This is a genomic window from Amycolatopsis keratiniphila subsp. keratiniphila (assembly GCF_001620365.2).
In the GTDB taxonomy this organism is placed as follows: domain Bacteria; phylum Actinomycetota; class Actinomycetes; order Mycobacteriales; family Pseudonocardiaceae; genus Amycolatopsis; species Amycolatopsis keratiniphila.
Genome location: NZ_LQMT02000020.1, coordinates 195,021 through 207,145 on the forward strand (window position 1 = coordinate 195,021; position 12,125 = coordinate 207,145).

Sequence of the window (12,125 nt, forward strand, 5' to 3'; positions counted from 1 at the left end):
CATGGGGCTGATCGGCGCGAGCGTGACCCGGCAGGAGGACGTCCGCCTGCTGACCGGGCGGGCGCAGTACATCGACGACGTACGGCTGCCGGGGATGCTGGAGGCGGCCGTCCTCCGCAGTCCCCTGCCGCACGCGCGGATCCTGCGCGTCGACACCACGGCGGCGCAAGCCCATCCCGGCGTGTTCGCCGTGATCACCGGCGAGGACGTCCGGGCGATCACGAAGACACCCCAGCCGGTGATCTGGTCGAACCTGCCGGACATGCGGACACCCGAGACCCACGCCCTGGCCATCGGCAAGGTGCGCTACCACGGCCAAGGCGTCGCGGCCGTCGCGGCGAAGGACCGGGCGACCGCCGAAGACGCGCTGGAACTGATCGAAATCGAGTACGGGGAACTCCCCGCCGCCAGCACGCTCGAACAGGCGCTGGCGGACGACGCGCCGAAGCTCTACGAGGACTGGCCGGACAACATCGCCGGCACCGGCACCATCCCGATGGGTGACGTGGCCACCGCGTTCGCCGAGGCCGACGTCGTGCTCACCGAGTCGTTCCGGTTCGCCCGCCAGATGGGCACGCCGATCGAAACGCGCGGCGTGGTGGCGACCTGGGACCCGTTCACCGACCGACTCGACGTCTGGCTCGCCACGCAGGCGCCCAATCTCGCGCGCGAACTGTTCGGCGAGGTCTTCGGGCTCCCGATGGACCGGATCCGCGTGCGCACGCCCGACGTCGGCGGCGGCTTCGGGAACAAGTTCGACTTCTACGCCGAGGAAGTCGTCGCGGCGATCCTCTCGCGGCGCACCGGGAAACCGGTCAAGCTCATCGAGGACCGCGCGGAGAGCTTCGTCGCCAACGCGCACTCTCGCGAGCAGAAGATCGACGTCGAACTCGCGGCCAAGGACGACGGCACGATCACCGGCCTGCGTGCCACCGTGTACGGCGTCCTCGGCGGCGTGCTCGGGACCGTCGGCGCCAGCCCATGCTGGACGACGACCGCGCTGCTGACCGGGCCGTACGCCATCCCGAACGCGGAACTCACCCTCGTCGCCGTGATGACGAACCGGTCGCCGTACGGATCGTTTCGCGGTTACGGGCTGCCGAAGGCGAACTTCGTGCACGAACACCTGGTGGAGCAGCTGGCGAAACGGCTCGGCATGGACGCGCACGCGGTGCGGCGCAAGAACTTCATCCCACCGGAAGCGTTCCCGTACCAGGGCCCGGTGTTCGTCTACGACAGCGGCCGCTACGAGGACTGCCTCGATCTTTGCCTGAAGGCCGTCGAAGACGCGGGCTGGGCGGAACGGCGCGGAGACGGTGTCGGCATCGGATACGCGTTCCACAACGAACTGACCGGGTTCGGGCCGAGCAGGATCATCAACCTCGCCGGATTGGGGCATTCCGGGTTCGACGAGGAGGTCGTGCGGGTCGACTCGACCGGCCACGTGACCGTCCACACCGGACTGTCCGCGATCGGGCAGGGCATCCACACGACGCTGGCGCAGGTGGCCGCGCATACGCTCGGTGTCCCGCTCGACCATGTCACCGTGCTGTCCGGGGACACCCAAAGCTGCCCGTACACCGGCTACGGCACGGCGGCGAGCCGCGGGGCGGCCGTCGGCGGCGCGGCCGTGCTGAACGCGTCGACCCGGCTGCGGGCGAAGATCCTGCGGGTGGCCGGGCACATCCTGGAGGCCTCGCCCGATGATCTGTCCATCAAGGACGGTGTCGTCGCGGTGAACGGCGTACCGGACAGGCAGGTCACCCTCGCCGCGATCGGCGACGCGGCGTACCGGCGGCTGAACGGCGTCTGGCCCGAGGACGAGACGCCGACGCTGGAGGAACGCGAGGTCTACGATCCGGTCAACGTCGCGACCTCGTTCGGCTGCACCGCCGTCCTCGCCGAAGTCGACAAGGAGACCGGCGTCGTGACGCTGCTGGACTACCTGATCGCGCACGACTGCGGCACCGTCATCAACCCGAAGATCGTGGACGGGCAGCTGCACGGCGGCGCGGCGCAGGCGATCGGCGGGGCGCTGTACGAGGAACTCGTCTACGGCGCCGATGGGCGGATGGAGACCACGTCGTTCACCGGGTACCTGCTGCCGACCGCGACCGAGATCCCGCCGTTCTCCGTGTCGCATATGTCGACTCCCGCCGAGCACGTCCCCGGCGGGTTCAAGGGAATGGGCGAAGCGGGCGTGATCGGCGGCGGCGCGGCGATCGCGCACGCCGTCGAGGACGCGTTGCGCGAATACGACGTCGACATCACCTCCCTGCCGATCACGCCGCCACGGCTGCTCGCCGCGCTGAAGCGGGGAGCAGTCCGGTGAAGGCTGCGCCGTTCGAGTACTTGCGGGCTTCGTCGCTCGACGAGGCCATCGAAGCGCTGAGCACCCCGGAGGCGCGGGTGCTGGCGGGCGGACAGAGTCTCGTGCCGTTGCTGAATCTGCGTCAGGCGCGGCCCTCGCTGGTGGTCGACATCAACCGGCTCGACGAGCTTTCTTTCCTGCGCAAGGAGAACGAGCGGCTGGAGATCGGCGCGCTCACCCGGCACCGGTCGGTCGAAACGTCCGCCGTCGTCCGGTCCGAAGTCCCCCTCCTCGCCGAGGCGCTCGGCCACGTGGGGCACGTGGCCATCCGGAACCGGGGCACGATCGGCGGCAGTCTCGCGCACGCCGATCCGGCCGCGGAACTGCCCGCGGTGATGGTCGCGCTCGACGCCGATTTCGCCGTCCACGGTGCTTCCGGGGAACGGATCGTCGCGGCCCGGGACTTCTTCCTCGGCCCGCACCGGACCTCGTTGGGCCGGGGCGAGCTGCTGACGCGGATCTCGGTGCCGTCGCATCGAGGCGGCTGGGCCGTCGAAGAACTGAGCAGACGGAGTCGCGATCTCGCACTGGTCGCCGTCTTCGCGACCGTGACGATGGCTGGTGAGGTCTGCGAATCCGCGCGGATCGCCATCGCGGGCGCGGGTCCGACACCGATCCGGGCCACCGCCGCCGAAGAGTCGCTCACCGGCGGCCCGATGACCGTCGAGGCGATCGCTCGCGCCGCGGACCTCGCGGCCGCCGCGACCGATCCGCCCGGCGACCTTCACGCTCCAGCCGATTACCGGCGCGAGATGGCCGCGGTGCTCACCCGGCGGGCACTCGCACGAGCCAAGGAGAGCGCATGATCACGGTCACCCTGACGGTGAACGGCCGGACCTACCGCGCCGACTGCGAACCACGACGGACGCTGGCCGATTTCCTGCGCCACGACCTGGGTTTCACCGGGGTGCACGTCGGCTGCGAACACGGCGTCTGCGGCTCGTGCACGATCACCCTCGACGGGGCGAGCGCACGTGCGTGCTGCCTGCTGGCGGTGCAGGTGGACGGCTCGGAGATCGTGACGGTCGAGGGGCTGGCGTCGGACGGTGAACTGCATCCGCTGCAGGAGTCGTTCCGGAAGCACCACGGGCTGCAGTGCGGGTTCTGCACGCCGGGGATGCTGGCGACGGCTGCGGAACTGCTGAAGGAGAACCCGGACCCGACGGACACCGAGATCCGGCAGGCGATCGCGGGGAATCTGTGCCGGTGCACGGGATATCAGTTCATCGTGGACGCCGTCCGGGACGCGGCCCGGTGAGGGATCACCACTCGTCGTCGATGTGCCGCCGCAACTCCGCGGCGGACCGCCTGGGGAGGGCGAGAACTCCTGCCGGACCCGAGCGGGCGGCTTACGCGGCATCGGCCTTTCGGAAGCTCGTCATGACATGAAGGCCCCCTTCCTGTACCCAGGCGCAAGGAAGGGGACCTTCATGTACTCGGGCCTCAGCCGACGATGTCGATTTCGAACTCCACGTTCGAGCTGTATTCGAAGTCGGCCCACACCGCGCCCGGCAGGTGGTACCGCCGGTGCGAAACCGTCTTCGGGTTGAATCCGGGCGTCTGCATGGGATTCCCGCCGACGCCGACCTTGTCGCTTCCCCAGGCGTAGATGTTGCCCTGCCATACGGGCGCGTCGGTGATGCCGTCCCCGTCGACCCGCGGGCGGACGATGATCGCGGCCGTCTCGCTGCCGGACAGGAACAAGCGCACGGACGTGACGGACGGGCTGGCCGGAATGGTCCTGCGTTCCATGAGTTCTGTCGTCGCCTTCCGTTTCGGGGCGGCGCCGCCGCCGGTCAAGTGGGCGTTCGTGTAGGACTCGTTGAGATCGACCGCGCTCGCGCGGATGCCGGGGACGTGGCCGGCGTCCGAATACTGGTGGACGTCGTACCGGCCGGCGGCCGGATCGGGTTTCGCGCCGTAGCGCGCGATCCAGATGACGAGATCCCGTACGCCGAACTGGTCGGGACGCAGCATCTTGGCGAGCGAGTTGTTCATGTAGATACCGGGCCGGAAGCCGTGCCCGGCCACGCGATTGCAGAATCTGATCGAGAAGTCCCGCTTGCGCGAGTCGGGGATGTTCGGCGTCCCCGAACCCGGCGGGTTGTCCTCGAGGTCGAGCATCGGGACACATCCGGTCGCCCCGAGTCGCCGGACCTCCCCGATCAGCACGTCCGCCTGCGCCTCCGGCGAAGGACTCGCCTGGGCGTAGTGATAGCCCCCCACCGGGATACCGACGGATCTCGCGCCCGCCACCAGCGCGTCGCCGGTGTTGCGGCCGCCGTTCGGGAGGCCGCCCCCGTCGCTCAGCTTGACGAAGACGAACGTCACGCCGTGGTTCTTGACGGCCTGCCAATTGGTAACGGATTGAAAGCGACTGTAGATATCTATTCCCAGCGCCATCGTTACAGCCTGACGGGTGAACCAGTTGGACAAAAGGGCCTAGTGGGCGATAACTGGTTCGTCCGGTTCGCCCTTTCGGGCGGCCCCTCCATGGCTGACTCGGCTCACCCATGCCCGTACTGTGATGACCATGGCGTCTCGAAGCCCCTTTCGCTGGCTGACCCGGTGGGCGGACTGGTTCGAAGAGCGCGGCGTCTACGTCCCCGGCGAGGAGAGCCGGGCGGTCGATCCGATGCGTGATTTCGGCTGGCTGATCGTGGCCTGGGTGTCCGGTTTGGCGATCTTCATCCTGTTCTTCGCCTTCGCCGTCTGACCGGGCGCGGATGTGCCATCGAGGTGACGGCTGTCACTAGCCGTGCCCTTCCGATCACGGATCGGCCACGGCTGTACACCAGGTGCGCCTCAACCCGGCCGTGCCGCTCCTCTCGGCTGCGGAAGACCGTCACTCTGGACTCTTCGGCACTAATACCTACCTCGAACGGCCCACCCGCACCTCCGACTGGAGTAACCGCACATGGCGCCCCCGCGCACCCCGAAGCTCTTCATCGCCGCCTGCTCGCTGATACTGGCGGCCGCGTGCGGGGTCCCGGCACCGGAAAAAGGTGCCGCCGTGCTCGGTGCGGACGCCCCGGCGCAGGGCTTGGCCGCGACACACGCCGAGGGTGACCTGGCGTTCGGCGCCCCGCACCGGTTCGCGACCGGCGTCACGATCTCCGTTTCCGCGCCGAAGTCGTTCCGCCCCAGTGCGTCGGCGTATCCGCAGAGCCCGCGCGCGGTGGCCTTCGGCATCGAGGTGACGAACGCGGGCGAGGGCACGTACCGGCTCTCCGGACTGTCCGTGACGGGTGAGGTCGACGGGGAGACCACGTCGGTCAAACAGGTCGTCGACCCGGTGCAGGGCTACAACGGCGTCGCGGACGCCGGCAAGGACGTGGCGCCCGGCCGGTCGGTGCACCTGAACCTGGCGTTCGCCGTTCCGGACCGGCCGGTGCGGCTGCGCCTGCAGGTGCGGCCGAGCCCGTCGGAGCCCGTCGCCGCGAAGTACTGCGGAAAGGTCTGACGCCGCCGGTTCGCTACCGTGTGCGTCATGACCGAGCAGCGACTTTCCCCCGGCGACAAAGCGCCCGACTTCACCCTCCCCGACAGCGAGGGCAACGACGTCAAGCTCAGCGACTTCCGCGGCAAGTCGGTCGTCGTGTACTTCTACCCGAACGCCGGCACGCCGGGCTGCACGAAGCAGGCGTGCGACTTCCGGGACAGCCTCGCGCAGCTCAACGACGCCGGTTACCAGGTGCTCGGCATCTCACCCGACAAGCCCGCGAAGCTGGCGAAGTTCGTCGAGGCGGAAGGCCTGACGTTCCCGCTGCTGTCCGACGAGGAGAAGACCGTCCTGAAGGCGTACAGCGCCTTCGGCGAGAAGAAGAACTACGGCAGGGTCTACGAAGGCGTCATCCGCTCGACGTTCGTCGTCGACCCCGAGGGCAAGATCGCGGTGGCGCAGTACAACGTGCGGGCGACGGGGCACGTCGCGAAGCTGCTGCGGGACCTCTCGCTGGCGTGAGCCTCGTGAGTGGCGTTTCGGGTTCTAACCCGAAACGCCACTCACGACCACCGGTTTGGGTCCCTGAAGTACGTGAAGGGGGCCTTCACGTACTTGGGAAGGTGTGAAGGTCGAGTTTCCTCGGCTGAGCCGAGGGAAGGGGGCCTTCACGCGCCACCGTAGTGGTCGTTGTGGTTGCTGGTGCAGGTGAGCTGCAGGTGGCGATCCCTGAAGGCCGTGAAGGCCTCCTTCACTACCTTCAGGGTAGGCAAGGAGGCCTTCACGGACCCGACCCGCGATCAGCCGCGGCCAAAGTCCAGCAGGTCCTCAAGGAACCCTTCGCCCTAACCCGAAACGCCACTCACGACCAGCTCAGCCCGCCAGCTTCCGCAGCTCTCCCACCAACGCCCGCAACGCCTTCCCCCGGTGCGAAGCTTCGTCCTTTTCGGACGGTTCCAGCTCCGCCGAGGTCCGCGTCCCGCCTTCGGGCACGAAGATCGGGTCGTAGCCGAATCCGTTGGCACCACGGCGTTCCCGGATCAGCGAACCGCGCCATTCCCCGCGCACCACGGTTTCGTCGCCACCGGGCACGACCAGCGCTGCCGCGCAGACGAAGGCGGCACCCATGCGCTCGTCGGGCGTGTCGGACAGCTGCGCCAGCACGAGATCCAGGTTCGCCTCGTCGTCGCCGTGCTTGCCGGACCAGCGCGCCGAGAGCACGCCCGGCATGCCGTTGAGCGCGTCGACGGCGATGCCCGAATCGTCGGCGATGGCCGGGAGACCGGTCGCGGCGGCCGCGTCCTGGGCCTTCGCGAGCGCGTTGCCTTCGAAGTCCGGGGCGGTTTCAGGTGCTTCGGGGAACTCGGGGACGTCGGCGAGACCGATGACCTCGACGCCCTCGATCCCTTCCGCCACCAGGATGCGCCGGAGCTCGCCGAGCTTCTTCGCGTTGCGGGTGGCGAGGAGCAGCTTGGTCACTTGGCGCCCTTCTTCTTGTCGGGACGCGGCTCGGGGAGCTCGCCGGGGTAAGGCAGCGCGAGCGCTTCGGTCTGCAAACGAGTCAGTTCCTCACAACCCGCGAGCGCCACGTCCAGCATGGTGTCCAAAGTGGACCGTGCGAAGGTGGCGCCCTCTCCGGTGCCCTGCACCTCGATCAGGGTGCCCGCGTCGGTGGCGACGACGTTCATGTCGACCTCCGCGCGCGAGTCTTCTTCGTAGGGCAGGTCGAGGCGCACCCGCCCGTCGACGACGCCCACGCTCACCGCGGCCACCGAAGACGAAAGCGGCTGCGGGTCGGCGAGGCGGCCCGCGGCGCCGAGCCAGGTGACGGCGTCGGCGAGCGCGACGTAGCCGCCGGTCACCGCGGCCGTGCGGGTGCCGCCGTCGGCCTGGATGACGTCGCAGTCGATGACGATCGTGTTCTCCCCCAACGCCGCCAGGTCGATGCAGGCGCGCAGGGACCGGCCGATCAGCCGGGAGATCTCGTGCGTTCGGCCGCCGACGCGGCCCTTGATGGATTCGCGGTCGCTGCGGGTGTTCGTCGCCGACGGCAACATCGCGTACTCGGCGGTTACCCAGCCGAGGCCGGAACCGGCCCGCCAGCGGGGGACGCCTTCGGTGACGCTCGCCGCGCACAGCACCCGGGTGTCGCCGAATTCGATCAACACCGATCCCGCAGGCCACCGCTGAAAGCCGCGGGTGATCTTGATGTCGCGAAGCTGGTCGTCGTTCCTGCCGTCTTTTCTCGCCACGGCCGCCACTCTAGAACCCCGCGTCAGAGGTCGTAGACGGCGCCCTGCTCGACCAGCTCGGCCGCGGGGAACGCGACGGCCGCCTCGGCGAGGACGGCATCGCGGTCGGTCCAGGGCGCGACATGGGTGAGCAGCAAGCGCCCCACCCCGGCCTTGCGTCCCAGCTCGCCCGCTTCCTTACCGGACAGATGGACGCCGGCGGGCCGGTCGGGCGAGTCGGTCCACGACGCTTCGGACAGCAGGACGTCGACGCCGCAGGCGAGATCGGTCAGGGTGTCGCAGACGCCCGTGTCACCGGTGTAGGCGAGAGTCTTGCCGCCGTATGAGAACCGCAGGCCGAACGCGGGAGTCGGGTGGTCGACGGGGACCGCGGTGACCTCGAACGGCCCGATCCGCATCGGCTCGGACCGCAGCGCCTCGAAGGCGAAGACGTCGGAAAGATCGGTGGTCGCCCGCTCGTCCTCGTTCGCTGCGTACGCGTGGGCGAGCCGCTCGTGCACGTCCGACGGCCCGTACACCGGGAGCCGCCGCGGCCTCGCCGGATACGGCAACGCCGGGTGGTAGCGGCGCAGCACGGTGAGCGCGCTGACGTCGGCGCAATGATCGGGGTGGAGATGCGAAAGGATCAGCGCGTCCAGGTCGAACGGGTCGCGCAGGGCCTGAAGCCTGGCGAGCGTCCCGTTGCCGAGTTCGAGCCCCAGGACGAACCCGTCCGCCTCGAGCAGGTAGCCGGACGCGGCGGCGTCGGGCCCGGGGATGCTGCCGGAGCAGCCGAGGATCGTGAGACGCACTGTGACACCTTAAGCACGGAATCGGCGATTTTAGGCGCTGGTGGGAGCCAGCACACCCGGAGCGAAGCCCATGAACCGCTGAGCGAGTCTGGTGAACGGCTCGGCGGATCCGGTGGCGACGAACTCGTGCCGCGGCGGGGTGTCGCGCTCGGCGAGGAGATCGGCCTCGGTGAGGACGCGCACGAGGTCACGCGCGGTCTCCTCGGCGCTGGACACCAGCGTGACGTCCTGGCCCATGACGATCTGCAGCACCCCGGACAACAACGGGTAGTGCGTGCAGCCCATGACCAGCGTGTCGACCTGCGCGTCCAGCAGTGGTTCCAGATAGCCCTGAGCGAGCCCGAGCACCTGGCGCCCGGTGGTGATCCCGCGTTCGACGAAGTCCACGAAGCGCGGGCACGCGACGCTGGTGATCTCGACGTCCTGCGCGGCGTTGAAGGCGTCGTCGTAGGCGCGGGACCGGACGGTGCCCTCGGTGCCGATAACGCCGATGCGCCCCGAACGCGTGGCGGACACGGCCCGGCGCGCGGCCGGGAGGACGACCTCGATCACGGGGACGTCGTAGCGCTCCCTCGCGTCGCGAAGGCAGGCGGCGGAGGCGGTGTTGCAGGCGATGACCAGCGCCTTCACCCCGCCTTCGACGATGTCGTCCAGCGCTTCCAGCGCGTACTCGCGTGCCGTCGCGATGGGAAGCGGACCGTACGGGTTGCGGGCGGTGTCGCCGACGTAGCGCAGCTGCTCACCGGGCAACTGCTCCAGGATCGCCCTGGCGACGGTGAGCCCGCCCACCCCGGAATCGAAGACCCCGATCGGGGCGTCGGCGCTCGGCTTGGTCACACGGCGAGGCTACCGGGGCCCGCCGCTTTCTTGGCCTGGGACCTGTCGGCCCGCGCCATCAACCAGGCGGCGAAGACGCCCGACAGCGCGCCGAACAGGTGGCCCTGCCAGGAGACGCCCGGGTCACCCGGAAGCAGTCCCCAGAGCATCCCGCTCCAGATGCCCAGCAGCACCACGGCGACCAGGATCTGCCCGACCGCGCGGTTGAAGATGCCCCGGACCAGCAGGAACGCGAGCCAGCCGAAGGCGACGCCGGACGCTCCGACGGTCACCGTGCCGCCCGGCGCGATCAGCCAGACGCCGAGGCCGGAGAGCACCCAGATGATCGCGGTGACCAGCACCCACCGGCCGATCCCCGCGGACATCGCGAGGAAGGCGAACACCAGCACCGGGACGGTGTTGGAGAACAGATGCCCCCAGCCCGCGTGCAGCAGCGGCGCCCAGAGCACGCCGTCGAGATCGGAGACCTCGCGGGCGACGATTCCCCCGCTCTGATCGAGGTCGGCGGGCAGCACGACGTCGACCAGTTCGACCAGGTAGAGCAGCGCGGTGAAGGCGAGCGCCACGATCGCGGCGGCCCTCGGGTTCGGCGGCAGGACGCGTTTGGCCGGATCCGTACCGGACGACTCGCTCGCCGGGACCGGCTGGGGAGGCAAAGTGGTCACCTCCCCAGGCTACGACGTGGATCGGCGGGATCGCCTCCGTGAGAACCCTGATTTGTCGGTGGTGCCCGCTACCGTCGATCACATGGGGTTCCCTTCTTCGGAGCACGTCGACGTGCCCGCCTACCTCGCGCGACTCGGCCTCGAGCACGAGCCGCCGAGTCTCGATGCCCTTTTCCGCCTGCACGCGGCCCATGTGGAGCGCGTGCCGTACGAAGATCTCGAAGTCCAGCTCGGCCGGGTGACCTCGCTGGATCCGGCGGTGTCGTTCGGCCGGATCGCCGCCGGCCGCGGTGGCTACTGCTATCACCTCAACGGCGCGTTCTCGGCCCTGCTGCGGGCACTCGGTTACCAGGTCACCCGGCATCCGAGCGGAGCGCAGATGCCGGGCGGGGAGGCAGGCATCCACCTCAACCACCTGGCCCTGAAGGTGACCGGGCTGCCGGAGACGCCCGAAGTCGGCTGGCTGGTCGACGTCGGGCTCGGAGACGGCATCCACCAGCCGCTCCCGCTGCGGGAGGGCGAGTACAAACAGGGTCCGCTGGTGTTCCGGATCCGGCCCTCGGAGGTCACGCCGGGCGGCTGGCGGCTCGACCACGACCCGCAGGGCAGTTTCGTCGGGATGGATTTCGCGCCGGAGACGGCCGTGATGGCCGACTTCGCCGAGAAACATGTCGAGCTGTCGACGGCGGAGGATTCCGGATTCGTCCGCACGCTGGTGGTGCAGCGGCGCGACGCCGACGGCGTGGACTCGCTGCGCGCGCTGACCTTGACCGGCCTGCCGGGCGGCAAGACCGTGCTGGACTCACCGGCCGAGTGGTGGACGGCCATCGAGGACGTCTTCGGCGTGCCGCGCGGCGGATTCACCGGTGAAGAACAGGACAGACTGTGGCGACAGGCCGTCGCCCAGCACGAACGTCACACCGCGGGAGGGAGTGAGGCCTTGCCCAGCGCGTAGTCCACGGCCGCTTCGGCGTGCAGCCTCGTCGTGGGGAAGGTGGGCACAGTGCTGTCTTCCGGCCCGACGAGCAGCTCGATCTCCGTGCAGCCGTAGATCACGCCTTCCGCGCCGGCTTCCACGAGCCTCGCGATGACCTCGCGGTACCGCTCGCGGGACTCCTCGGTGACCACGCCGTGGACGAGTTCGTCGTAGATGACCCGGTGCACCGTCTCGCGGTCGTCCGCGTCCGGCACGAGCACGTCGAGGCCGTGCGCGGCGAGGCGTTCGCGGTAGAACGGCTGGGCCATGGTGAAACCGGTGCCCAGGAGTCCGACGCGCTCGACGCCGGCGGCCTTGATCGCGACGGCCGTCGTATCGGCGAGATGCAGGAGCGGGACGCCCAGACCGTCGGTGAGCCGGTCGGCGACCTTGTGCATCGTGTTGGTGCAGAGGACGACGAAGTCCGCTCCGGCGGCTTCGAGAGCGAGTGCGGCGCGGTTCAGTTCGCGTCCCGCGTCGTCCCAGCGGCCTTCGGCCTGCATCGCCTCGATCTCGGCGAAGTCCACGGAGTACAGCACGGTGCGCGCGGAGTGGTACCCGCCGCGCAGCTCACGGACGCGCTCGTTCACCAGCCGGTAGTACTCGGCCGACGACTCCCAGCTCATGCCGCCCAGCAACCCGATGACCTTCATGCCCGCCATCGTGCCAGCGCCGGACCGCCTCGGTTTGCGGCACTCCTCAAATGTCATGAAAGGGTCGTTCAGGACATTTTTCGTCCTGAACGACCCTTTCATGACATCCGGCTGAACCCGCCCCCGAACGCTATGAAC

14 protein-coding genes are annotated in these 12,125 nt (G+C 69.3%); 7 read left to right on the top strand and 7 right to left on the bottom strand.

The features are described 5' to 3' along the window. Position 1: 1 nt before the first annotated feature. The 3 genes from AVR91_RS21105 to AVR91_RS21115 are packed head-to-tail and all read left to right on the top strand — an operon-like array spanning position 2 to position 3,629. On the top strand, positions 2–2,332 hold the full coding sequence (locus AVR91_RS21105; protein WP_063272227.1) for a xanthine dehydrogenase family protein molybdopterin-binding subunit: 2,331 nt from the start codon (positions 2–4) through the stop codon (positions 2,330–2,332). Next, complete coding sequence (locus AVR91_RS21110; RefSeq protein WP_063272226.1) at positions 2,329–3,177, top strand: FAD binding domain-containing protein; 849 nt, start codon at positions 2,329–2,331, stop codon at positions 3,175–3,177. The genes AVR91_RS21105 and AVR91_RS21110 overlap by 4 nt, the downstream gene beginning before the upstream one ends. Continuing rightward, the gene (locus AVR91_RS21115) at positions 3,174–3,629 is read left to right on the top strand and encodes a (2Fe-2S)-binding protein (protein WP_063272225.1); all 456 of its coding nucleotides are present in this window, start codon (positions 3,174–3,176) and stop codon (positions 3,627–3,629) included. The genes AVR91_RS21110 and AVR91_RS21115 overlap by 4 nt, the downstream gene beginning before the upstream one ends. A gap of 185 nt (positions 3,630–3,814) precedes the next feature. Here the strand turns inward: AVR91_RS21115 and AVR91_RS21120 are convergent, their stop codons facing one another. Beyond that, positions 3,815–4,774 carry a glycoside hydrolase family 25 protein gene (locus AVR91_RS21120; protein ID WP_228709273.1) on the bottom strand — a complete coding sequence of 320 codons (960 nt, stop codon included), beginning with the start codon at positions 4,772–4,774 and terminating at the stop codon, positions 3,815–3,817. Positions 4,775–4,904: 130 nt separating this feature from the next. Between AVR91_RS21120 and AVR91_RS21125 the strand changes: the two genes are divergently transcribed. From AVR91_RS21125 to bcp, 3 genes are all read left to right on the top strand, one after another. Continuing rightward, entirely contained in the window at positions 4,905–5,087 is a 183-nt protein-coding gene (locus tag AVR91_RS21125) for a hypothetical protein (RefSeq protein ID WP_007028251.1), read from the top strand. Positions 5,088–5,288: 201 nt separating this feature from the next. Next, positions 5,289–5,834 (top strand): hypothetical protein, encoded by a 546-nt coding sequence (locus tag AVR91_RS21130; RefSeq protein ID WP_063272223.1) that lies wholly within the window; start codon positions 5,289–5,291, stop codon positions 5,832–5,834. Positions 5,835–5,861: 27 nt separating this feature from the next. Beyond that, on the top strand, positions 5,862–6,335 hold the full coding sequence (gene bcp / locus AVR91_RS21135; RefSeq protein ID WP_016336780.1) for a thioredoxin-dependent thiol peroxidase: 474 nt from the start codon (positions 5,862–5,864) through the stop codon (positions 6,333–6,335). A 351-nt stretch (positions 6,336–6,686) separates the two neighbouring features. Here bcp and rdgB read toward each other — a convergent pair whose 3' ends face one another. The 5 genes from rdgB to AVR91_RS21160 are packed head-to-tail and all read right to left on the bottom strand — an operon-like array spanning position 6,687 to position 10,358. Further along, positions 6,687–7,292 (bottom strand): RdgB/HAM1 family non-canonical purine NTP pyrophosphatase, encoded by a 606-nt coding sequence (gene rdgB, locus AVR91_RS21140; protein ID WP_005165674.1) that lies wholly within the window; start codon positions 7,290–7,292, stop codon positions 6,687–6,689. Then, positions 7,289–8,065: a ribonuclease PH gene (gene rph, locus AVR91_RS21145; protein WP_037342521.1), complete on the bottom strand. Its 777-nt coding sequence runs from the start codon at positions 8,063–8,065 to the stop codon at positions 7,289–7,291. Before rph ends, rdgB begins: the two co-directional genes overlap by 4 nt. A gap of 23 nt (positions 8,066–8,088) precedes the next feature. Beyond that, positions 8,089–8,856 carry an MBL fold metallo-hydrolase gene (locus tag AVR91_RS21150; RefSeq protein ID WP_063277139.1) on the bottom strand — a complete coding sequence of 256 codons (768 nt, stop codon included), beginning with the start codon at positions 8,854–8,856 and terminating at the stop codon, positions 8,089–8,091. Between the two features lie 30 nt (positions 8,857–8,886). Beyond that, positions 8,887–9,693: a glutamate racemase gene (gene murI, locus AVR91_RS21155; protein WP_063277138.1), complete on the bottom strand. Its 807-nt coding sequence runs from the start codon at positions 9,691–9,693 to the stop codon at positions 8,887–8,889. Beyond that, positions 9,690–10,358 (bottom strand): rhomboid family intramembrane serine protease, encoded by a 669-nt coding sequence (locus tag AVR91_RS21160; RefSeq protein WP_063277137.1) that lies wholly within the window; start codon positions 10,356–10,358, stop codon positions 9,690–9,692. Before AVR91_RS21160 ends, murI begins: the two co-directional genes overlap by 4 nt. A gap of 82 nt (positions 10,359–10,440) precedes the next feature. Here AVR91_RS21160 and AVR91_RS21165 point away from each other — a divergent pair, with 82 nt between their 5' ends. Then, a complete protein-coding gene (locus AVR91_RS21165; protein ID WP_063277136.1) occupies positions 10,441–11,313 on the top strand; it encodes an arylamine N-acetyltransferase family protein in 873 nt (290 codons plus the stop codon). Here the strand turns inward: AVR91_RS21165 and AVR91_RS21170 are convergent. Beyond that, positions 11,274–11,987 carry an aspartate/glutamate racemase family protein gene (locus AVR91_RS21170; protein WP_063277140.1) on the bottom strand — a complete coding sequence of 238 codons (714 nt, stop codon included), beginning with the start codon at positions 11,985–11,987 and terminating at the stop codon, positions 11,274–11,276. The genes AVR91_RS21165 and AVR91_RS21170 overlap by 40 nt on opposite strands. Positions 11,988–12,125: the final 138 nt, after the last annotated feature.

Coding starts and splice junctions, on each gene's coding strand:
- AVR91_RS21105 (WP_063272227.1), top strand. CDS start 2: ATGGGGCTGATCGGCGCGAGCGTGACCCGGCAGGAGGACGTCCGCCTG.
- AVR91_RS21130 (WP_063272223.1), top strand. CDS start 5,289: ATGGCGCCCCCGCGCACCCCGAAGCTCTTCATCGCCGCCTGCTCGCTG.
- AVR91_RS21115 (WP_063272225.1), top strand. CDS start 3,174: ATGATCACGGTCACCCTGACGGTGAACGGCCGGACCTACCGCGCCGAC.
- AVR91_RS21170 (WP_063277140.1), bottom strand. CDS start 11,987: ATGAAGGTCATCGGGTTGCTGGGCGGCATGAGCTGGGAGTCGTCGGCC.
- AVR91_RS21165 (WP_063277136.1), top strand. CDS start 10,441: ATGGGGTTCCCTTCTTCGGAGCACGTCGACGTGCCCGCCTACCTCGCG.
- AVR91_RS21125 (WP_007028251.1), top strand. CDS start 4,905: ATGGCGTCTCGAAGCCCCTTTCGCTGGCTGACCCGGTGGGCGGACTGG.
- bcp (WP_016336780.1), top strand. CDS start 5,862: ATGACCGAGCAGCGACTTTCCCCCGGCGACAAAGCGCCCGACTTCACC.
- AVR91_RS21120 (WP_228709273.1), bottom strand. CDS start 4,774: ATGGCGCTGGGAATAGATATCTACAGTCGCTTTCAATCCGTTACCAAT.